A 21,336-nucleotide genomic window follows, 5' to 3' on the forward strand; every position below is an offset into this window, starting at 1 on the left:
GTTCGCGAGAACAATTCGCGACAGTCAGCCCCGGGGCGGCGTCGTGCGCTGCCGGCGCTCAGTCGTTCCGGTAGAAGCCTCCGATAGCCTGGCCCAGGGCCCAGAGGTCTTCGACGTGGCACATTTCGCGGGCAGAGTGCATCGACAGAAGCCCGAGTCCGACGTCGATGGTCCGTATGCCCAGGCGCGTGGCGGTGATCGGTCCGATCGTCGAACCGCAGGGAACATCGTTGTTGGACACGAATTCCTGGTACCCGACTCCGGCACTCTCACATGCCCGCGCCCAGATCGCCGCGCCGACGGCGTCGGTCGCGTACCGCTGGTTCGCGTTGATCTTGAGCAAGGGGCCCGCCCCCGGTTTCGGCTGGTTCACGGGGTCGTGATGTCCGGGGTAATTCGGATGCACCAAGTGACCGGCATCCGCAGAAAGGCACACGGAACCAGCGAGCGCGCGTCGGTATTCGGCCGGGCTTCCGCCGCGAGCGGCCGAAATCCGGACCAGGATGTCGTCGAGAATCGGACCGGCGGCCCCGGACCGCGATGCCGACCCGATTTCCTCATGGTCGAAAGCGGCCAAGACCAGGGTCTCGTCCCGTGTTGCTTCACCGTCGGAAGCCCGGACGAGTGCTTCGAGCCCGGCATGGACCGAGGAGAGGTTGTCCAGGCGGCCGGATGCCAGGAACTCGTGGTTCTGGCCAAAGAGTCGGCCCTCCTGGGTGTCGGCGAGGACAATCTCGTACCCCATCACCGACCCCGGATCGATCGATTCGCCGTTCACCTCGTGAGCGGCGAGATAGCCCAGCACGTCGCTCGGCGGGTTTCCCGCGCCCCACACGGGCTGAACGTGGTTCTGGCGGTCCAAGGTGAGGCCTTCGTTGGCGGAGCGATCGAGGTGGATCGCCAGCTGGGGGATGCGGGCCACCGGCCCTGTCGCGACGAGCTTCTCCTCGATTCGCCCATCGTCCTGTCTCACGCTCAGCCGTCCGGCAAGGCACAATTCACGGTCCAGCCACGAGTTGAGAAGCGCGCCTCCGTACACTTCGACGCCGACCTGGTGCCACCCGAACCGATCGATCGACGATTGCGGTTTGACCTTGAACGTCGGCGAATCGGTGTGTGCCCCCACGATCCTGAAGCCCTGATCCGGTGTCACCGCGGCCGGGGTGTACCAGGCGACGACGGCTCCGTCACGGACCACGTACCGTCCGCCGGGGCCACCGTCGAAATCTTCCGTTTCGTGTTGTTGAACGAAGCCTGCCGCCTCCAGGCGCCGGGCCGTCTCCCGAACCGCATGGTAGGACGAGGGTGAGGCGGCGACGAATTGTGCGAGATCCTCCGCATTGCCCCGCGGGTCGAGGGTTGTGGTTCCGGTGCCGTGCTCGGTCATGGGTTCCTCCTGGTTGTCAGTGAGTTGTGGGGACGTGGGAACCGACGCCCGCATTCTGCAGGGCCCAGCCCGGCCAGGCCCGCCAGGTGGCGGCGGGGTCGCGCCGGGCAGGAATGCGGCGACGTCGTGCGGCCCAGAGAACGAGGACCGCGTAGAGCCCTTCGACCACCAGGGTCACGATTGCATCCGACGGGCCGGTTTCGACGGCTCCGAACGGATCGGCGAGCCCGAAGAGCCCCAACAGGACAGTGGTCACGTTGTTGCTGACGTGCAGACCGATCGAGGCCTCCAGCCCGCCCGTGGCGATACACAGCACCCCTGCGATCACCGCCAGGATCCCGACGCTGATAAGCCCCCACAGACCGTACCCGTGGCTCAGGACGAAGAACGGCGCCGGAATGAGGACCGCCCAGAGGGGATGCTTGAGCCAGCGGCCGACCGTTTGCATGAGGAACCCTCGGAACACCATTTCTTCCGCGGCGCACTGAATCGGCACCACGATCAGGATGATCAGGAGAATCCACACACCGGTTCGGGCGTCGAAACTCGGCGTCGGCATCTCGGAGCTCGTGGCCGCCGACAGCAGGACCGTGAGCCCCTGGACGATGACAAAGAGTACGAGTCCGATGGTGAGACAGGTTGCCAACCAGGTCCATCTCAGCCTGCCGGCGACCGAAAAGAGCAGACCCAACGGCCGGGGCCCCATGATGAGTCGCCCCAGGATCACGCACGGGGCCATGAGGGCAATGCTCAAGAACATGATCAGGAAAGTGAAGGGACTCGAAAACATCCCTTCCGGATATCCATTGGGTCCGATGGTCACAGGTGCGGATCCGGTCAGCAGCGGTGCCACGAGCATCGGTACGGAGACAAGGATGGCCAGCACGAGATAAAGAGGGCCCGAAATGCAGAATTCGACCACTGGCTTCCACCACCGATGAAAGGGATCCGCTTTCCACAAACGGTGGTACGGCAAAGGTTCCACCGGGACATCGTTGAATTTGGGGGCTCCGGCTGATTGGTAGGCGCGAGCCGCTTCTTCCGTGCCGTCACCGCGCCCCAACCCTGCCTCCCGGGCCGCTGGGGGCCATCCGGTCTGCGAGGCCGGGATCGGCTGTTCTCCGGATACCCACGGGGGCGTTGAGGACTTCGGGGAGATGGGGTCTTCCATACACTCCACTCTATGGGGTGGCGGGCTGCGGTTCCCACGATCTGCGACCTTTGGGAGCAGATCCCAGGATTCCGGTTGGGTCCACACCGGCGCCGGCGTCGTCATACGTCCAGGAATGCCCCGCCTGACCTGGACGGGACTCTGAGAAAGTTTTGAGCATACATGCCACACTTGAATCGTTAATCACATTTCTTTCCGAAGGAATCCTCCTATGTCACTACGGTTCAATCCTCCGCCGCATTGGCCGCCCCCGCCCGAGGGATGGAGGCCGGACCCCGGGTGGCGCCCCGATCCCAGCTGGGGACCCGCGCCCCAGGGATGGCCCTTCTGGGTCGACAACAACGGCAACCCTGTTCCCTCCGATCACCCCGACGACCCCTCATTCGTCCCGCCGGAACCCGGAGCGGACGGTTCATCCCCCAAGGACCAGGGCGAGTTCGGCCACGACGCCCAGGATGCCCAGCTCCCCTCGGAGGACAAAACCCTGCAGGGAGATGCGGACAGACCCCAGCAGCCCATGGCGGGGCCCTCACCCCATGGCACGTCCGACAGCTGGCACAACGGCCAAGGCGGCCCGGGCCAGGGTGGCAGCACCCAGTGGAACGGCTATCCCGGCGGCCAAACACCGCGAAAAAAGAACTTCTTCACGACGACCGCAGGCATCCTGTCCATCATCGGCGCGATCCTGCTGGTCCTGATCGTGGCCCTGGTTCTCGTTCTGGCCGGGATCATCGGAAAGTCCGGGGACCCGGAAGAATCACAGACGGCGTCGTCGTACGCCACGGAGTCCAGCACGGCCAGCGGCTCGCCCCAAGCCTCCGGGACGGGTTCCGCCCCGTCAGGCTCACGCCCGGACCAGGCCAACATTCCCGGAAATGATGCCGAACCTGTCGAGACGATCTCCGGCGAGGGCGATCAGAGAGTCAAGACGGACAAGCTCAAGGACGGCCACGTCTACTACGCCGAATACTGGTACGAGGGCGAGTCCAACTTCGCCGTCTGGGGAATGGACGACAAGGGCGAGGATTCAGGCCTGTACGCCAACGACATCGACACCTCGGCCGGATCGAGCTGGATCGATCTGGACGGCCTCTACGGCAACCCCCAGGGATTCCACGTCGACGCGACCGAAGGTTCTTGGGAGGTCAAACTGTACGACAAGAATGCCATCAAGTCGGAAGGGGACCAGCCTCTGGAGAGCAACGGGACCGTTGCTTACGTCTATCAGGGACCGAAGAAGGACGCGACCTTCGAGAACTTGGGTCACGAGTCCTTCGAGATCGAGGCCTACGACCTGAAGGGCAACCGGACCTTCCACGAGAACGTCTCCGAGGGGCAGAAAAAGGATGTTTCCTTCCCCGACACGACCAAGGACGATGACAACGTCCTCGTCCAAGTGAGGACGACGCATGTCGAGGAAAAGTGGAAGATGTCCTACCACTGATCGGGTCTCGCTCTGTACCAACGATGCTCCCCGACGGCCGCCCCCGCACTTCGCGCGGGGCGGCCGTTGGCCTGTGGACAACCCGGTCTCACGGTCGTCCCGTCGTTTACGATGAAACAAGCAATGTCGGCGAGATGTCAGGAGCAAGGATGCCGGATCAGCAGCCCCGTCGGATACATCCCACGGGCCGCTCCGCCCTTCTGGTCGATTGCGACGGAATCGAAGACGTTCTTTCCCTGCACACGGCTCTGTCCGAAGACCCCTTGCGGGGTCAGCTCGAACTCATTCCTGCGGCATCGACCTTGCTCGTACGGTTCCGTTGCCCTCTCTCGCCGGCGGAAGAACGGGCGTGCACGCGTCGCCTGTCGAGCATGCGCGGGAAAGAAGGTCTCTCGGCCGGAGCGAGCGTTGTCGAGATCCCGGTGGAGTACAGCGGAGAGGACCTGGACGACGTCGCACAGCACGTGGGTGCCTCCGTGGAGGAGGTCGTGCGTCGCCACAGCGAAACCACCTGGAGGGCCGCCTTCTCGGGTTTCTCTCCGGGATTTGCCTACCTCGTCGCCGCCGAGGGCGAGGCTCCGCTGACCGTTCCCAGACGCAGCAGTCCGCGGACCAGGGTTCCAGCGGGGTCCGTCGGCCTGGCCGGTGAATTCTCCGCGGTGTACCCGAGCGCTTCGCCCGGCGGCTGGCAGCTGATCGGAACCACCGATGCTGACGTCTGGGACCTCGAACGAGACGTTCCGGCCCTCATCACACCCGGCACGACCGTTCGATTCTGCCCTCGTCGGAAGTCTGTGACAGTCCGGGACAAGGCTGACGCATCACGGGGAATCGGCCCCGGCGATGACCACCACTCGACCGGGAATCCTGTCGCCGCCCTGACCGAGGAGAACGACGGCGCGAGCGACGCCTTGCGCATAGACAGCCCCGGACTCGCGACTTTGATCCAGGACCGGGGCCGCCAGGGACACACCGGCTGGGGAGTGAGCCCCTCGGGCTGGGCCGACCCCGCGGCCGCCGAATCGGCGAACCGATTGGTCGGCAACGACCTCTCGGAGCCCGTCCTCGAGAACACGGCCGGGCAATTGTCAGTCACCGCTCTCCGTGACGTCGTCCTGGCTGTCACCGGCGCCGAAGGAGACCTGAGGATCCGCGACTCGGGCACCGCTGACCGGGTGCCCGGGAACCGCCCCTTCGCTCTTCTCGCCGGACAAAGACTCACCATCGGCTCACCGGACCGAGGGTTGCGGTTCTGTCTTGCCGTGCGCGGCGGGATCAGGACCTCACCCGTTCTGGGCAGCTCCGCCACGGACACGTTGGCTTCTCTCGGTCCGAAACCGCTGGCCAAGAACGACGTCGTCCGTTGTGGTCCACAGCCACGTCGCTCCGTCGGCTCGCCGGTGTCCGGCGCTGACCTTCCACTGGGGCGGGAGGTCACGGATATCCGGATATCGCCCGGTCCACGGCTCGACTGGTTCACCTCCGCATCGGTGCGCAAGCTGACGGAAACGACGTGGAGCGTCACGGAGGCCAGCAACAGGGTGGGCGCCCGGCTGGCACGATGGTCATCGGACCAAGCGACGGACGAGCTGCCTTCTCCCCTTGAACGTACGGCCGAGGCCCAGGGCCGCGAACTGCCCAGCGAAGGCATTGTGGAGGGGGCCGTCCAGGTTCCGCCATCCGGCAATCCCGTGATCTTCATGGCGGACCACCCCGTGACCGGCGGCTATCCCGTGATCGGAGTCGTGGAGCCGGACCACCTTCGCCTCTTGGCCCAAGCGCCTCCCGGCTCGCTGATCCGTCTCGTCCTCGATGCTTCCTAGCTCGTACCCATCACACACATCGGAGAAAACACCATGCGCAAAGTCATGATCGCGAATCGGTCCGAGATCGCAATCCGTGTGCTCCACGCCTGCGCCGAGCGGGGCATCGGCACCGTCGCCGTGTACGCGGATTCTGATGCCGAGTCCCCGCACGTCCACCTCGCCGACGAGGCCTATGCCCTCGAAGGGGATTCTCCTGCGGACACGTACCTGAATATCGACAAGCTCATCGGCATCGCGCAACGTTCCGGGGCGACCGATGTTCATCCCGGGTACGGCTTTCTGGCCGAGTCGGCAGATTTTGCACGAGCCGTCTCCGGCGCCGGTCTCACCTGGATCGGGCCCTCCCCCGAAACCATCGAGGCGCTCGGAGACAAGATCCGCGCCCGGGAGATCGCGACGTCCGCGGGAGCACCGCTCGCTCCCGGCACCGATGGCCCACTGGCCGATGCCCACGAGGCCCGAGCCTTCGCGGAAGAGCACGGCTTGCCCATCATCATCAAGGCCGCTCACGGCGGCGGTGGCCGGGGCATGCGCGTGGTCAAGGACATCACCGAAGTCGAGTCCGCCTTCGAATCCGCCGCCCGCGAGGCCCAGGGCGCCTTCGGTCGCAGCGAATGCTTCGTGGAGCGCTTCCTGGACAAGCCCCGTCACGTGGAGGCCCAGGTGGTAGCGGACTCGCACGGTGGCGTCGTGGTGGTGGGCACCCGTGACTGCTCGCTCCAGCGCCGGAACCAGAAGCTCGTGGAGGAGGCCCCGGCACCATTCCTGACTGATGAGCAGGTGACCGAGATCGAACGAGCCTCTGCCGCGATCTTCCGGGAAGCCGGATACGTCAATGCCGGGACCGTCGAGTTCCTGGTGGCTTCCGACGGTCTGATCTCGTTCCTGGAAGTCAACACGCGCATCCAGGTCGAGCACCCGGTCACTGAGGAAACCTTCGGAGTCGACCTGGTGGGCTTGCAGCTCGACGTCGCCGCAGGCGGACACCTGCCTTTCGAGGAGGCACCGCGTGCGCAACGGCACTCCCTCGAGTTCCGCATCAACGCGGAGGATCCCGGCCGTGGGTTCCTTCCGGCCGGCGGCACGATCTCGGGCATCACTGTTCCCACGGGGCCGGGCATCAGATGGGACGCGGGGGTGGTGGCAGGGTCCACGGTTGCCGGTGACTTCGATTCCATGCTGGGCAAGCTCATCGTCACCGGAACAACCCGCGATGCCGCGCTCGCGCGGGCCCGACGCGCCCTGGCGGAATTGACCGTCTCCGGGGTTTCGACAACCCTCCCCTTCCACCGGGCTGTCCTCGAACAGGAGGACTTCACGAGTTCTCCGTTCTCGATCTCCACGACCTGGATCGAGGAGGTCCTGACGCCGAGCCTGGAACCGGATGGTGGATACGCGGCACCCCGGCACGCGGACAACACGTTGTTCGGAGACCAGAACACGGGACCCCGCGGCTCGGTGACGGCAGGGGTAGAGGTCGAAGGCAGGTTGACCAGAGTCAGATTCCCCGCCGACGCCTTGTCCGCGATAGGCCGCGGTCTGGCCGATGGACTCGGAGGGGTACGGTTCTCGCCCGACGACGGGGCCCAGGGCACTTCCTCGAGCGGCGCCGATGCCTCGGAGGTCGAGGTCAGCGCGTCCTTGAACGGTTCCTTGGTCAGGTGGGAGGTCGAGGACGGAGCAACCGTCGACGAAGGTCAGACACTCGCGACGTTGGAAGCCATGAAGACCGAGATGCCACTGGAGTCACCGGCCTCGGGCGTCTTCCGCCGCGGGTCCGTCGAGCCGGGCGAGAAAATTGCCGCCGGGACCGTGATGGGCGTGTTCAGCAACGCCGGGTAGGCCACGACCCGAGCCGACGTGGTCGCGGCGAAGCGGGTTGGCTCCGGCGAGCCGACCCGCCTACCCGTTCCACAGGGTCGAGATTTGCCCAACGGCCCCCGCGCCGAGGTAGAGGGTCAGCAACCACACCAGAACGCCGGCACAGACCAACCACTTGGGGTACTTGTAGCCACCCAGCAGGTCACGCCGGAAGACGGCGACCACCAGAATCACCGTGAACCCGAGCGGGAGGATCAGTCCGTTGATCGTTCCGGCGATGACCAGCAAGGTTCCGGGAGCCTTCCCCAGGGTCATGAACACGATGGTCGACAGCACGATCATGCCGACCGTCAGAGCATTGCGGATCCAGGTCTTGGTCTCCCGAGTGGTCATGAAGGAAACCGAGGTGTAGGCGGCTCCGATGACGCTCGAGATCGAGGCGGCCCACAGGATCACGCCGAACAAGCGCAGACCGATGTCGCCCGCGGCGTGCTGGAAAGCCTCGGCGGCGAGGCTCGAGCTGGTCAGTGCGGCGCCCCCGGCCACGACACCCAGGATGGCCAGGAACAGGAGGTAGCGCATCACACCGGTCACGACGATCGAGGTGATGGACGCGTTGGATATGGAACGGACGTCGTCGGGCCCGGAGACTCCCGCATCGATCATGCGGTGCGCGCCAGCATACGTGATGTAGCCGCCCACGGTTCCCCCGATCAGGGTCGTGATCACGGCGACATCCACGGTGTCGGGCAGAACGGTCTGGCGGAGCGCATCACCGATGGGCGGCCCGGAGACAACCGCCACGTACCCGGTAATCAGGATCATGACGACGCCGAGGACCACCACGATCTTGTCGAGAGCGACCCCGGCCTTCTTGGACAGGAAAACCAGAACCGCAAGCACCGCGGTCAGGATCCCGCCCCACGTGGAATCGAGCCCGGTCATGGCATTGATGCCCAGGCCGCCGCCCGCGACGTTGCCGACGTTGAACACGAACCCGCCGAAGACCACGAAGATCCCCAGCAGCACACCCACTCCGGGCAGGAGCTTGTTCCCGAGTTCGCCGGCCCGGAGACCGCTCACTCCGATCACGCGCCACACGTTCAACTGGACCGCTATATCTACGATGATCGACAGGAAGATCGCGAACGCGAAGGCGGCCCCCATCTTCACGGTGAAGGTCGCCGTCTGGGTGATGAATCCCGGGCCGATGGCCGAGGTGGCCATGAGGAACAGGGCACCCAGAAGGATGGAACGCTTGGACTCCGGTTTGGGCAACCGACTCTTGGTGACGACGTCGCCGACGGCCGTCTGGGCATTCTCCGGATCGTGGCCGCCCGAATCGTCTGCCCACGGCATGTCTTGGGCATTCCCGGAACGATTGTTGTTGGTCATGTGAGCCTCTCAAGGGGGCGGTCGAGCTGGACCGGGATAGGCCAGCGACGAAATCGTACCAAAGAGTCAGTGGCCCCAGACACAGACCCCCATGAGCCGAGCCATCCGTGAACCCGGACGGTCAGGATGCACCGGCCTGCCTCGCGCGGCGCACCGCCCGGCGATACGTCCGTGCGGCCCGCGCGGCGTCGATGATGAGCAGGACGATCGCGACCCACACGATGGCGAAGCCGAACCATTGGCCCGTGGTCATTTCCTCCCCCAGCAACAGGTACCCGGCCAGAAACTGCATGATCGGGTTGAAATACTGGACCATCCCCACGTAGGACAACGGAAGTCGGGACGCGGCACCGGCGAAGGTCAGCAGCGGCACCAGGGTCATCGCACCGGTGCCCACCAGCAGGGTCGTGCGCAGGGCGCCGATATGGCCGAAGGCAAGTCCTCCGCCCACGGTGTGGACCAGGACCAGCACGACGACGGCCGGAATGAACAACCACGCGGTCTCGAAGGTCAACCCGCTGAGGGAGTCAACGCGACCACCGACGTTCTTCTTGACGAGCCCATAAAGCGCGAAGCTGCCCGCGATCACCAGGGACATCCAGGGCAACGCGCCGTACTCCACACTCAGAACCACGATGGCGACGAGGCTGACACCCACCGCCGCCCACTGGAGCCGACGAAGCTTTTCGTGCAAAACGAAGACCCCGAGGACGATCGTCGCGACGGGGTTGATGAAGTATCCGAGCGAAGCCTCCAGGACGTGCCCGGTCGTCGTCGCGATGATGTAGACCAGCCAGTTGATGGACACGATCCCGCCGGCCAGACCGAGCGTGAAATTGACCCGCTTGTTCCGGAACACGGCCGCGACCTTGCCCCAGGAGCGCGTCACGGTCACCAAGAGGGCGCACAGGATCAACGAGAAGAAGATGCGCCATCCAAGGATCTCGAATGCCCCGGTCGGTTTGATCGCCGCGAAGTAGAGAGGCAGAAACCCCCAGAGCCCATAGGAGACGAACGCGAGGATGAAGCCGGTCCTCAGGTTGTTGGTCGCCTTGGGTGCGTCCGTTTCGTCCGAGACGATGACCTCGGGCAGCGCTCCGGTGATCGTGGCGGGCTCGTTGGGCGACGCCGTGGAGTCAGGGGCATCGCCGCCCGGGAGGCCTTCGGATGACGGCCGGTTCCCGCACGGTTCGTGCGATGGGGTCAATGAGCCGTCCTTCCCAGTGTGTGTCGGAGCGCTGACTCCAGTTGGTCGAATCGGAACGTGTACCCGCGGTTCTCCAAGACCCGGGGCACCAACGCGGCCGAGCTCAGCGCGAGTTCGCGAGCGCCCTGCTTCCCGAGAAGGAGGCCGGGGGCCTGCCTGGGCGTGGGCACCGCGCTCGGACGATGCAGGATCGAGGCGAGGGTCTTCGCGAATTCCTTCTGCCGCACCGGGTGGGGCGCCGCCGCGTTAAGCGGACCGTTCACCTGGGGGTCGGCGACGGCGAAGGCGTAAATCTGCGCGAGATCCTCGAGGCTGATCCAGGGCTGCCACTGGTCGCCGCCACCGAGCGGCCCTCCTGCGCCCGCGAAGTACAGCGGCAGTTGCGCGGCCAGGAGGCCACCCGATGAGCTGAGAACAAGACCCGTCCTGACCGGGACCACGCGTGTGCCGAAGTCTTCGGCTTTCAGGGCGGCCGCTTCCCACTGGGTGCAGACGTCGGCGAGGAAATCTTCGCCGGGACCGTCGTTCTCGGTGACGACGTCGGCGTCGTGCCCGTAGTATCCGCTGGCCGATGCGTTGACCAGGGTCCGGGGCCCGCCGTTGTCGGCGACCTCGCGCATCGCGGCGACGATCGTTTCGGTGCTGTTGAGGCGGGACTCCAGCACCGCGCGACGATGCTTGTCCGTGAAGGGTCCGGCGATTGCCGCGCCGGCAAGGTTGATCACGGCGTCGACGCCGACGAGCGTTTGGGGGTCCAACCTGTGCTGGTCCGGGTCCCAGGCGATCTCGTCCGACCCGATGGTTCCGCTGAACCCATTGCGCCGCCTGAGGTGCAGGACCCTGTGTCCGGCCGCACGCAAGAGCGCGGAGACCTGGGTCCCCACCATTCCGGAGGCTCCCGCGACGGCCACGGTCAGCGTTCCGGCCGCGGCCCCTGCTCGGGTGCGGACGTCGTCCAGGAAGGAAGCGAAGTCGAGGTCCGCCTGCGTCTGATCGGTTCGGAAGGCGAAGACTCGATCGAGTTCCTTCGCGAACGCGGTCGCGCCGAAGGAGAACTTCCGGTCCAATCCACCCGGCAGCTCGTAGGTGACCGTGTCGGAGACGATCGTGCTTCCCGGCCCTCCGTCAGCGAATTCGTGGTGGTGGGTCCAGGACTTCAACGGACCCTTCTTCATCTCGTCGGTGAAGCTCCGGCCGGGCGCGTACTGGGTGTGTTCCGCCGTCCAACGGGTTCCCGGCCGCACGGGGATGCTTCCTGGCAAGAGCCCTTCGGCCCACTGCACCCCCATCAGCAGTTGCGTCTCCGAGCCGACGTCGAGCCCGTTCGTCGGCTCCGTGAGGACCTTGGTGTTCCAGGGCGGACTCAGCCGGACGACGGCGCCGGGGCTCGCATACCATTCGGTGACGACCGAACGTGGGTGGGTGATGTCGGATGTGTTCCGAAACGTGCTCATAGGTCGTCTCTCACTTTCTCCCAGGGTTCGATGCCGCCCGGGACGGTCGTGAACAGGGGATGGATCTCGAGTCGTGCGTTTCTCAGGTCGGTTTCGAGCCGCGCGACCAGTTTCGGTGCGCGCAGGCGCAATTTGAAGGTCAGCAGTTCCGCCTCGTAGTCGAGTTGCCCCTGGCGGACGGGGATCAGAGGAACGGTCCGGGTATCCGTCGTGGCCTGTGCCCTTTCGGGAGCCGAGGCCGCACGTGCCCGCACGGGGGCGGCGTCCTCCCCCGCGGCCGCGGCCGCCGGGGCAGGAGACGAAGCGTTCTCGGGAACGTCGATCCAGTCCGGTCCCGGCTCGGCGAGCTCGGTCTCCCCGGCCAGGAGAGGTCCCCGGATGATCTTCTCGACGTCGAACTTGTATCCGCGTGCGGTGGCTTCCCGATGGATACCGCGGAGGAATGCGGACATCGCCGCCCGGGGCTCGTCCGTGCCCCTGAACCGGACCAACTGCGGGTGCTGACGGTACCCGTGGGTCGCTCCCGCGAGGACCTTCTGCGCCAGCAGGGCCTCACGCCAGGCGGCAACGAGCCCTTTGGCGTCCAGGTAGGACGGGTGAAGGGACCAAAGCCTCACAAAGACCTCCTGTTGTGGTTCGCAGGCCGGGGCCTCGCTGCCCCGCGCGCCGTCTGCCCCACGTTACTCGCTCCGCTCCTCCTCGTGGCCCCGTCCCAGCCCGGTCTATGCGTCCCGGAATTCTCGTTCAATGCGTTCGAGGGACTTGTCCTTGGTTTCCGGAACCTTGAGTCGGACCCACGCGAGAGCCACGATCTGCAAGACCACGAAGACCGCGATGGTCATGCCGAACCCCCACGCCGCGGAGAGCAGGGGGAAGAACAGCGCGACCAGGAAGTTCACTGTCCACTGGACGCCGGTGCTGATTCCCATGGCCGCCCCTCGCACAGTGAGCGGGAAAATTTCGGACATGTAGAGCCAGGTCATCGTGCCGATCGCGCACTGGGAGATCCCCACGAACACGACGATCGAGAAAAGGACGATCCACCGCTTGGCCACGACGTCATCGCTCATAAACACGGAGGTAGCGGCCAGCACGGAGAGCATCACGATGGTCCCGGTCAGGCCCGTGCTGAGCATGAGCTTGCGCCGCACCCGGGTCATGATCGCGAGCGCGACGCCGACGCCGACGACGCCCGCCAGCCCAATCAGCAGGTTCACCACGAACGCCGTATTGCCGGTGAATCCTGCGTCGGTCAGGATCGTGACGCCGTAGTACTGGACCACGTTGATGCCTGAGATCTGGTTGATGATCGCCATGCCGACGCCGATCACCAGGATCCGCCGAATCCAGGGGGTCCGCACGAGGTCGGACACGGTGCCCTGGGCCGCCTGCTCGTCTCGTTCGGCCAATTCCCTGACGTCGTCGAGCTCGACGGAGGTGAACGTGTGCTCCCGGACTTTCCGCAGGACCTCGAGCATTTCGTCGACCCGTCCGCCCCTGGCCAGCCAGCGGGGTGATTCCGGGACCGCAATCATTCCGACCCACAGGGCGATGGCGGGGGCGATGCAGATCGCGAGCATCCAGCGCCAGGTGCTGGCCTGCTCGGCGTCGGCTACCCCGGCGATTCCGGCATTGAAGGCGAAGGCCAGGAGCTGGCCGAAGACCACCATGAACTCGTTCTGCGAGATGATTCTTCCGCGCAGGTGGGTCGGTGCGAGTTCCGCCAGATACACGGGAACGGTCACCGATGCTCCGCCGACGGCCAGCCCCAGGACCACACGAAAGAGGGAAAGGACCCACCAGTGCGGCGAAAGGACCGATCCGATGGCACCGACCGTGAACAGGGCGGCGACCAGGACAACCGTGCGATGCCTCCCATGTCGGTCCGAGAATCGACCCCCGAAGACTGCACCGAAGATGGCGCCGAACTGGAGAGCAGAGGTCACGAACCCCTCGTACTTCTCGTCCATCGAGAAGTCTGCGGCCATGGACGGCAGGGCACCGTTGATGACCCCGGTGTCGTAACCGAACAGGAGGCCGCCCACCGTGAGCACCATCGCGGCCAGGCGCATGGGTCCGGTCATCTTCTTCTCGAGCGGCGCCGCGCCGTCGGACCCGTTTCTTCGTGTCGATACCGAACGGGAAGACATCACGGCAGGACCTCCTGGGGCAGGGTGCGTGGGGGACTTCTTATGTCTACTCCAAAGCAGTATGTTCGACCTCATACGCCGAGTCACAGTGTGGAAATGTACTGGTCAAAGGCTGGTGCAGGAGCTGTTCAGGCCACGCGTCGAGTCGGCGTGCTACGATCAAATCCTATTGTCCTGACAAAGGACACAGTCGGGAACCAACGACGGAGCTAGACCATGACAGCATCTATCGACGTGACGATCGACCGCTCGTCGCCCGTGCCGCTGTACCACCAGCTGGTCCACGGGATCGAAACAGCCATCGCGGAAGGAAATCTTCCGCCCGGGACGATGCTCGACAATGAGCTCTCCCTGGCCAAGGACCTCCACCTCTCCCGCCCCACGGTGCGCAAGGCAATGGATGAGCTCGTTCGATCAGGTCTGCTCGTTCGGAAACGCGGCGTGGGGACCCAGGTGGTCGCCTCGGAGATCCGTCGCTCCGTCGGATTGACCTCGCTGTACGAGGACCTGAATGACGACCGGGCCCAGCCCACGACCAAGGTCCTGGAATTCGAGGAGATCGAGGCACCGGACGACGTCGCGGCCCGGCTCAACCTGAAACCGGGCTCGACCGTGTACTACTTCAAGCGCGTCCGCAACCGGGCAGGGACCCCCTTGGCGATCATGGAAAATTGGGTTCCGATCGAGATCGCCGAGTTGACTCGGGAAGGCCTCGAGAGCCGAGGCCTCTACACGCTCCTGCGGCAGCAAGGCATCAATTTCAGGCTGGCCCAGCAGAAAATCGGTGCGGCCGTCGCGACGAACGACCAGGCCCAGTTGCTCCAGACCAACTCCGGTTCCGCGCTGGTGACCATGTCCCGTACCGCGACGGACGATATCGGCCGTCGAGCGGAAACAGGACGGCATGTGTATCGGGCCGATTCCTACTCCTTCGAGATGACGCTCTCGGCCTGACCACAGATTCCTCCGATCCGGAAGACCAATCGAAAGGATGCACACATGACGAATTGGGTATATCCATTGGGCAAGGCGGCCGACGGTCCGTGGGATGTCTCCCTCGGCGCCTACGACTCGGCCCAGCAGGTCGAGGGCTGGGAGCACACCGGCCTCAAGACGGCGACTCTCTCGGGCGAGACCGTCACCCTGGACGCCGTGGCCGAAGAACGCATCATCATTCCCCTGTCCGGGGACGTAACCGCCGTGGTCGACGGCCGGACCTACGAGCTCTCCGGCCGGGAATCCGTCTTCCACGGTCCCACCGATGTCCTCTATACCGGCGTCAACAAGGCCGTCCAGCTCTCCGGCGCGACCGGGGTCCGTGTGGCCATCGCTTCCGCACCGGCCTCGAACGAATTCCCGACGCGGCTGATCACCAAGGACGAGGCACCGCTCGAACTGCGCGGTGCCGGCAACTGCTCCCGAGAGGTGCGCAACTTCGGCACACCCGCAGCGCTCGAAGCGGACCGTTTCATCGTGTGCGAGGTTCTGACACCAGCGGGCAACTGGTCCTCCTACCCTCCGCACAAGCACGACGAGGAGAAGGAAGGCGAGGAGACCCGACTCGAGGAGATCTACTACTTCGAAACGCGGGTGACCCCGGATGCACCGAAGGAAGCCACCGATGCGATCGGTTACCAGCGCGTCTACGCGTCCGACGATCGACCCATCGATGTCAACGCTGAGGTGCGGACCGGCGACGTAGTCCTGGTCCCGTACGGCTGGCACGGCCCAGCCATGGCCCCTCCCGGATACGACCTCTACTACCTCAACGTGATGGCCGGCCCGGGGCCGGTCCGCAAATGGCTCATCAGCGACGACCCCCACCACGGCTGGGTCCGTCAGCAGTGGGACGAGCAGGAGATCGACTCACGTCTGCCTTTCGGCAGCTAAGCAACCGTGCTACCCGAATTGACCTGGCTCGCTTGGACCGGCCTGGCCCTGGCCGCCGCATTGGTGGGGTTCTCCAAGACTGCGCTCCCAGGGTTCAACACGCTCGCCGTAGCAATCTTCGCGGCGGTACTGCCCGCGAAACCGTCCACGGGGGCACTGCTGGTCCTTTTGCTCGTCGGTGACGCATTCGCCCTGTGGACCTATCGCCGACACGCCGACTGGCCGACTCTGGTGCGCATGATTCCCGCGGTTCTGATCGGCCTGACGATCGGCGGCGTGTTCCTGGCATTCGCCGGTGACGCGGTGGTCCAGCGCGTGATCGGCATACTGCTGCTGATGCTGATGGGACTGACCTTGTGGCAACGCAGGAAAAAAGTCAGGATCACGGATGACCCCGTATCCGCGTCATGGGCAGCCGCCACCGGTTACGGATCCCTGGGCGGCTTCACGACTATGGTCGCGAATGCCGGCGGACCCGTCATGTCCATGTATTTCCTCGCGGCCCGTTTCCCAGTCAATGCCTTTCTGGGCACGGCCGCGTGGTTTTTTGCGACCATGAATGTACTCAAGCTCCCCGTATCGATCGGGCTCGGCCTCATCACCTCGCACACGCTGCTCATGGACCTCATTCTGGTTCCCGGTGTGGTCGCGGGCGCCCTCTTCGGACGGTGGGCTGCACAGAAGATTCAGCAGAAGACCTTCGACCTCGCCGTGATCGTGGTGACGGTCCTGGGCGCCGTCTATCTCTTAATATAATTCCGCTCGCGGCATGACCTTTGGGCTGCAGACCGTCGAAAGATAGAGTGAGGTAAGCCTAAGCAAACTGCGGATCGGAGCCTTATGCCATCGCCCAAGCGCAAACCCCAAACCGTCCTCGAGGTCCTCGAACGCCGCGAACTCACCCCTCACATGGTTCGGCTCGTTCTGGGTGGGGAAGGGTTCTCCTCCTTCGAGGACAACGGGTGCACGGACCAATACGTCAAGCTCGTTTTCGCGAAACCCGAACTGAATCTCACGGCCCCCTTCGACATGATGGAACTGCGGGAGACGCTGCCGCCCGAAGACGTCCCCGTGACCCGCACTTACACCGTCCGTTCCGTGGACCACGAGGCGGGCCGGCTGACGATCGACTTCGTGACCCACGGGACCGAGGGGCTCGCCGCACCTTGGGCCGCTTCGGCCTCCCCCGGTGACCCGTTGCTTCTGATGGGCCCCGGCGGCAAGTATTCCCCGGACCCCACCGCGGACTGGCATCTCTTCGCGGGCGACGCGTCGGCCCTGCCCGCGATCGCGTCCGGCATCGAGGCCCTCCCGTCCGACGCCCGCGGGTACGCTTTCATCGTTCTCGACGACGACGAAGACCGCCAGGACATCACCGCGCCGGAAGGCCTGGAGATCGTGTGGCACGCCAAGGAGGGCGCAGGCGCCGACCCGAACCGGCTGGCCACGTTGATGACCGAACGGGAATGGCCCGAAGGCAAAGTTGACGTCTTCGCCCACGGTGAGCGGGAATCGATCAAACAGGTGCGCCGTCTCCTCAAGGAACGCGAGATCCCGCGCGAGCAGATCTCGATCTCCGGCTACTGGGCCTACGGCCGTACCGAAGACAGATTCCAGGCCGAAAAGCGTGAACCGATCGGCAAGATCGAGGACTGAGACTTCATCAGGAACCCAGGTCGACCGTAACCTTCCGACCGGTTTCCGCCGAGTTCTGAGCGGCGTCGGCGAGGATCAGTGCGGCTCGCCCGTCTTCGTACGTGGGGCTTCGCGATTCCTCGCCCTTGATCCACTTCACGAATTCTTCCAGCTCGAGAAGGTACGCCGCAGCGTAACGCTCCAGGAAGAACTCCTGATAGGTGGCCTTGGACTCGACCGACGCCGCGTTGGACAGGGTGACCAGCGACGTCGACGAGTTGAGCACGTTGAGAGCACCGGCGGACCCGAAGGCCTCCAAGCGCTGGTCATGCCCTGTTGCACTGTGCCGAGAATTCGTGATCGAGATCAGTGTGCCGTCCTCTGACGTCAGGGTGACGACCGCGCTGTCGAAATGTCCGTGCAGGCGAGCGCCTTCGTCGAAAAGGCAGGATCCCGTCGCGCTCACGTCCACGATGTTGGGCGCGAAATACCGTGCCATGTCGAGGTCGTGAATGGTCATATCCCGGAAGATTCCGCCGGAAACGCCCAGGTAGGCTGCGGGAGGCGGCGCCGGGTCGCGACTGATGATGGTCACCTCTTCAAGGTTCCCGATCTCCCCTGCCTGGACCCTTTGCCGCACCTCAGCGAATGCCGGATCCATTCTGCGGTTGAACCCCATCGCCACCGGAACCTCGGAGGCGGCCACCTTGCTCCTCAGAGCATCGACACGTCCGATATCGAGGTCGATCGGCTTCTCGCACAGAACGGCGACTCCGGCGTCGACGGAGGCCTCGATGAGTTCCACGTGCGTAGGTGTCGGGGACGCTATGACCACGCCGTCCACGTCGCCCGAATTGATCAGTTCGAGGGGGTCCGCGGTGACCTTGGCGCCGATGGTCTCCCCCAATGCGCGCGCCGTCTCCGGGAAAGCATCCGCGATCCAGGTCAATTCTGTGTCCGGGGATGCAACCAGATTCTGGAAATGAACCTGACCGATTCGGCCTGTTCCGATCAAACCAATGCGAATTTTCTGCGTCATGGGATCCCCTCTCAGATCAGTTCTTTGATGAACTGGGCGGAATATCGGGCATCCTCATGGGCTTTGGCGGCGTCTTCTTCAGTGTCCAGAACGGTATCCTGCTCGAGGACATACCACCCCTTGTAACCAGCGTCCTGAAGACCCTTGACGATGTCTGCGATCTTCGCGTCGCCTTTGCCCAATGCTTGGTACATTCCGCGACGGCACCCTTCCCGGTAGTCGAATTCGCCGTCGGCAACTTGCTTGGCCACGGAAAGATCCACATCCTTGAGGTGGATGTGGGCGACCCGATGAGGGTGCTCGCGCACCAGCGCCAGCGGGTCACCGCCGGCCAGGGTGTAATGCCCGGTATCCACGCAGAGGCCAATGGCCGACCCGGCGAGAACCCGTTCGGTTTCCTCAGGAGTCTGTACCAGCGTTCCCATGTGCGGGTGCAGAGTCGCGGTGACGCCCACCTCAGCGGCTGCCTCATTGATGGTGTTGAGGTTGCGGAGGAGGGTATCCCACTCGGCCTCGCTGAGATCCGGACGAGTGTCATATCCGGCCTGTCCGGAGTTCGCAGACAGGACCATCACGTCGGCCCCTGCTGCCGCGTACGCTTCAAGTTCTTTGTGGATCTGCGGCAACGGGTCCTGGTCCTCACGGTGCAGAACCGCGGGGAAGAAACCTCCGACGGCCGAGAGACCGTGCTCCTTCAAGACCCTCGAACGGCCTTCGGGATCGTCCGGGAGGAAACCCTCCGGCCCGAATTCCGTGGCCGAGAATCCGAGCTCCGTCATGTCCTGGAGGACCTGCTCGGGTTTGAGCTGAATTCCCCAGTCCGGCACCTCGATAACGCCCCAAGTGATGGGGGCGGTGGCCAATTTCGTCATGATGATTCCTCTTCCTTGAGGTATGTGTTTCAGTCGTGCGTTCCCAGGATCATCTGATCCCAGTCAATGATCGATCCCGTGACGACACCGCTGCGCTCCGAAAGGAGGAAGACCACAGCGTCCGCGATTTCGTCGGGTTGGCCCAATTTGCCCATGGGCTGCGATGCGGAAGCCTCCGTCAACCAAGAGTCCGAAGCATCGTGGAACGTTTTCTGGATGACCTCTTCGCCCGGAGTCTGTGTCCACCCGATGTTCAACCCGTTGATACGGATCCTGTCCCACCGGTGCGAGTAGGCAGCGTTCTTGGTTGCCGCGGCCAGTCCGGCCTTGGAGGCCACGTACGGAGCGAGGTACGGCTGACCGCCGTGCATCGACATCGTGAGAATGTTGAGAATCGTCCCCGGCTCCCCGCGGCGCTTCATATCGGAGACCGCGGCCTGCATCGTCATGAACGGCGCCACGAGATTGACCGCGAGATGCTGGCCGAGGAGCTCACGGCTCGTGTCCTCCAGCGCCCCCCGCGTGGTGACCCCCGCGGCGTTGACCAGGGAGTCGATCTGGCCGAATTTGTTGACGGTTTCGGCGACGACGCGCTCGGCCTCCCCAGGGGACTCCAAATCGGCGACGACACTGAAGGTCTCGGCAGCGAATTCCCCGAGGCTCCTTTCGGCTGTGGCCAGTTTGTCCTCATGACGCCCGACGATTGCGACGCCACGGGCGCCTTCCCGAGCCGCGGCCTGCGCGATGGCAAGCCCCAGGCCCTGAGAACCGCCCGTGACCAGGACGACTTTGTCCTTCAAAAGTTCTTGCACGACTATTTTCCGCCCTTCCCCTGCGCGCTGGTGTTGGAAACCTGGTCGACCTTCTGCCAGCTGCCGCTTTCCGCCGACTTCTCGGCCGCGGAAACCACACGGTTGGCGGACAGGCCGTCCTTGATATCTGCGTGCTGGGAGTCCTGTCCCAGGAACGCGAGGAGGAACTTCTTGGCCTCGATGGTCTTGAGGTCGTCATATCCCATGGGAGTCCCGGCGCCTGGCTGGAAAACTGAAAAGTCTCCGAATTCCGCGCCAGCCATGACCGTGGTGTAACCAACGTGGGGCGCGGTGTTGAGCGCGAGCTGGAGCTCATTCATCCTCTCGAAGTCCCAGCGGAAAGACCCTTCGGTTCCGTAGACCTCCACGCCGTAGGACGCACGCGGACCGTTGGCCACGCGGGAGGCCTCCAGCGTTCCGATAACGGGCGATGCCGAGCCCGAGGAATCGGGCTGGGCGTAGCGGACGATCATCGAAGCGTAGTCCTCGTTCTCCACGGGCTTCATGTCGCCGTTCTCCACGATGGCAAAGTGGGTTCCGCTGCCCATCGGCAGTTCGGGACGCTCGGAGTAGACCGTCGAGGTCGCGGCCGTGACTTCCTGGACGGGTCCCACCACGTAGTGCGTCAGATCGATCAGGTGTCCCATCAGATCTCCGAGAACACCGGAGCCCGCCAGATCGCGGACAAAGCGCCATGACAGGGCACCTCGGGGGTCCGCAGAGTAGTCGGCGAAGAACGCACCGCGAACGTTGGTGATTCTCCCCAATTTGCCATCGGCCACGAGTTGGCGCGCATATTCGATGGCGGGCGCGTTCCGGTAGTTGAACCCCACGGCGCTGACCACTCCGGCCCGATCCGCCGCGTCGGAAATGGCTTGCGTCTCCTCTGCGGATCGCCCGGCGGGCTTTTCGAGCCAGAAGGCCTTGCCCGCGGCCGCGGCGTCCTGGGCAATCTGGGCATGCAGGAAGTTCGGCGCACAGATTGAGACGACATCCACGTCGGGATTGTTAAGGACCTCATGGTAGTCGGTGGTCCCTTTTTCATAACCCAGTACGTCGACCGCGTATTCGGCACGGTCCTCAGCCGTATCGGCGGCGATCACCAAACGAGGTTTGATCCCCAGCTCCGGGTAGAAGACTGGAATGTTGGCATAGGCCCGGGAATGGACTTTGCCCATCCAACCAACACTGATGAGCCCCACTCCAACGGTTTGCTGTTCTGCCATGATTTCT

Annotated in this window: 18 protein-coding genes; 7 read left to right on the forward strand and 11 right to left on the reverse strand. The window is 64.6% G+C overall.

Going from position 1 to position 21,336, the window contains the following annotated elements; genetic code table 11:
* Positions 1-58 precede the first annotated feature (58 nt).
* Both AB0Y14_RS06370 and AB0Y14_RS06375 read right to left on the reverse strand, forming a co-directional pair.
* Entirely contained in the window at positions 59-1,387 is a 1,329-nt protein-coding gene (locus AB0Y14_RS06370; RefSeq protein WP_436588347.1) for a M18 family aminopeptidase, read from the reverse strand.
* Between the two features lie 16 nt (positions 1,388-1,403).
* On the reverse strand, positions 1,404-2,558 hold the full coding sequence (locus AB0Y14_RS06375; RefSeq protein ID WP_436588348.1) for a CPBP family intramembrane glutamic endopeptidase: 1,155 nt from the start codon (positions 2,556-2,558) through the stop codon (positions 1,404-1,406).
* 211 nt (positions 2,559-2,769) lie between these two features.
* Between AB0Y14_RS06375 and AB0Y14_RS06380 the strand changes: the two genes are divergently transcribed.
* The 3 genes from AB0Y14_RS06380 to AB0Y14_RS06390 all read left to right on the forward strand — a co-directional run bounded on the left by AB0Y14_RS06380 (position 2,770) and on the right by AB0Y14_RS06390 (position 7,670).
* Positions 2,770-4,002, forward strand: a complete 1,233-nt coding sequence (locus AB0Y14_RS06380) for a hypothetical protein (protein WP_436588349.1) — start codon at positions 2,770-2,772, stop codon at positions 4,000-4,002.
* 149 nt (positions 4,003-4,151) lie between these two features.
* Positions 4,152-5,825: a carboxyltransferase domain-containing protein gene (locus AB0Y14_RS06385; protein ID WP_436588350.1), complete on the forward strand. Its 1,674-nt coding sequence runs from the start codon at positions 4,152-4,154 to the stop codon at positions 5,823-5,825.
* Positions 5,826-5,858: 33 nt separating this feature from the next.
* Complete coding sequence (locus AB0Y14_RS06390; protein ID WP_436588351.1) at positions 5,859-7,670, forward strand: acetyl/propionyl/methylcrotonyl-CoA carboxylase subunit alpha; 1,812 nt, start codon at positions 5,859-5,861, stop codon at positions 7,668-7,670.
* A 60-nt stretch (positions 7,671-7,730) separates the two neighbouring features.
* Here the strand turns inward: AB0Y14_RS06390 and AB0Y14_RS06395 are convergent, their stop codons facing one another.
* From AB0Y14_RS06395 to AB0Y14_RS06415, 5 genes are all read right to left on the reverse strand, one after another.
* Positions 7,731-9,044, reverse strand: coding sequence for an NRAMP family divalent metal transporter (locus AB0Y14_RS06395; protein ID WP_436588352.1), 1,314 nt, complete (start codon positions 9,042-9,044; stop codon positions 7,731-7,733).
* 121 nt (positions 9,045-9,165) lie between these two features.
* Positions 9,166-10,251 carry an EamA family transporter RarD gene (rarD, locus tag AB0Y14_RS06400; protein ID WP_436588353.1) on the reverse strand — a complete coding sequence of 362 codons (1,086 nt, stop codon included), beginning with the start codon at positions 10,249-10,251 and terminating at the stop codon, positions 9,166-9,168.
* Positions 10,248-11,705 carry a TIGR01777 family oxidoreductase gene (locus AB0Y14_RS06405; RefSeq protein WP_436588354.1) on the reverse strand — a complete coding sequence of 486 codons (1,458 nt, stop codon included), beginning with the start codon at positions 11,703-11,705 and terminating at the stop codon, positions 10,248-10,250. Before AB0Y14_RS06405 ends, rarD begins: the two co-directional genes overlap by 4 nt.
* Complete coding sequence (locus tag AB0Y14_RS06410) at positions 11,702-12,322, reverse strand: pyrimidine dimer DNA glycosylase/endonuclease V (protein WP_436588355.1); 621 nt, start codon at positions 12,320-12,322, stop codon at positions 11,702-11,704. Before AB0Y14_RS06410 ends, AB0Y14_RS06405 begins: the two co-directional genes overlap by 4 nt.
* A gap of 105 nt (positions 12,323-12,427) precedes the next feature.
* The gene (locus AB0Y14_RS06415) at positions 12,428-13,855 is read right to left on the reverse strand and encodes a sugar porter family MFS transporter (protein ID WP_436588837.1); all 1,428 of its coding nucleotides are present in this window, start codon (positions 13,853-13,855) and stop codon (positions 12,428-12,430) included.
* Positions 13,856-14,071: 216 nt separating this feature from the next.
* On the opposite strand from AB0Y14_RS06415, the gene AB0Y14_RS06420 reads away from it, so the two are divergent.
* From AB0Y14_RS06420 to AB0Y14_RS06435, 4 genes are all read left to right on the forward strand, one after another.
* Entirely contained in the window at positions 14,072-14,809 is a 738-nt protein-coding gene (locus AB0Y14_RS06420) for a GntR family transcriptional regulator (protein ID WP_436588356.1), read from the forward strand.
* 45 nt (positions 14,810-14,854) lie between these two features.
* Entirely contained in the window at positions 14,855-15,745 is an 891-nt protein-coding gene (iolB, locus tag AB0Y14_RS06425; RefSeq protein ID WP_436588357.1) for a 5-deoxy-glucuronate isomerase, read from the forward strand.
* A gap of 6 nt (positions 15,746-15,751) precedes the next feature.
* The gene (locus AB0Y14_RS06430; protein ID WP_436588358.1) at positions 15,752-16,501 is read left to right on the forward strand and encodes a sulfite exporter TauE/SafE family protein; all 750 of its coding nucleotides are present in this window, start codon (positions 15,752-15,754) and stop codon (positions 16,499-16,501) included.
* 84 nt (positions 16,502-16,585) lie between these two features.
* Positions 16,586-17,401, forward strand: coding sequence for a siderophore-interacting protein (locus tag AB0Y14_RS06435; RefSeq protein WP_436588359.1), 816 nt, complete (start codon positions 16,586-16,588; stop codon positions 17,399-17,401).
* A gap of 7 nt (positions 17,402-17,408) precedes the next feature.
* Here AB0Y14_RS06435 and iolG read toward each other — a convergent pair whose 3' ends face one another.
* The 4 genes from iolG to AB0Y14_RS06455 are packed head-to-tail and all read right to left on the reverse strand — an operon-like array spanning position 17,409 to position 21,329.
* The gene (iolG, locus tag AB0Y14_RS06440) at positions 17,409-18,419 is read right to left on the reverse strand and encodes an inositol 2-dehydrogenase (RefSeq protein WP_436588360.1); all 1,011 of its coding nucleotides are present in this window, start codon (positions 18,417-18,419) and stop codon (positions 17,409-17,411) included.
* 11 nt (positions 18,420-18,430) lie between these two features.
* Positions 18,431-19,291 (reverse strand): TIM barrel protein, encoded by an 861-nt coding sequence (locus AB0Y14_RS06445; RefSeq protein WP_436588361.1) that lies wholly within the window; start codon positions 19,289-19,291, stop codon positions 18,431-18,433.
* Positions 19,292-19,320: 29 nt separating this feature from the next.
* Positions 19,321-20,103: an SDR family oxidoreductase gene (locus AB0Y14_RS06450; protein WP_436588362.1), complete on the reverse strand. Its 783-nt coding sequence runs from the start codon at positions 20,101-20,103 to the stop codon at positions 19,321-19,323.
* 2 nt (positions 20,104-20,105) lie between these two features.
* Positions 20,106-21,329, reverse strand: a complete 1,224-nt coding sequence (locus AB0Y14_RS06455) for a Gfo/Idh/MocA family protein (RefSeq protein WP_436588363.1) — start codon at positions 21,327-21,329, stop codon at positions 20,106-20,108.
* Positions 21,330-21,336 lie beyond the last annotated feature (7 nt).

Origin of the sequence: Rothia sp. HC945, assembly GCF_051370785.1 — a bacterium.
In the GTDB taxonomy this organism is placed as follows: domain Bacteria; phylum Actinomycetota; class Actinomycetes; order Actinomycetales; family Micrococcaceae; genus Rothia.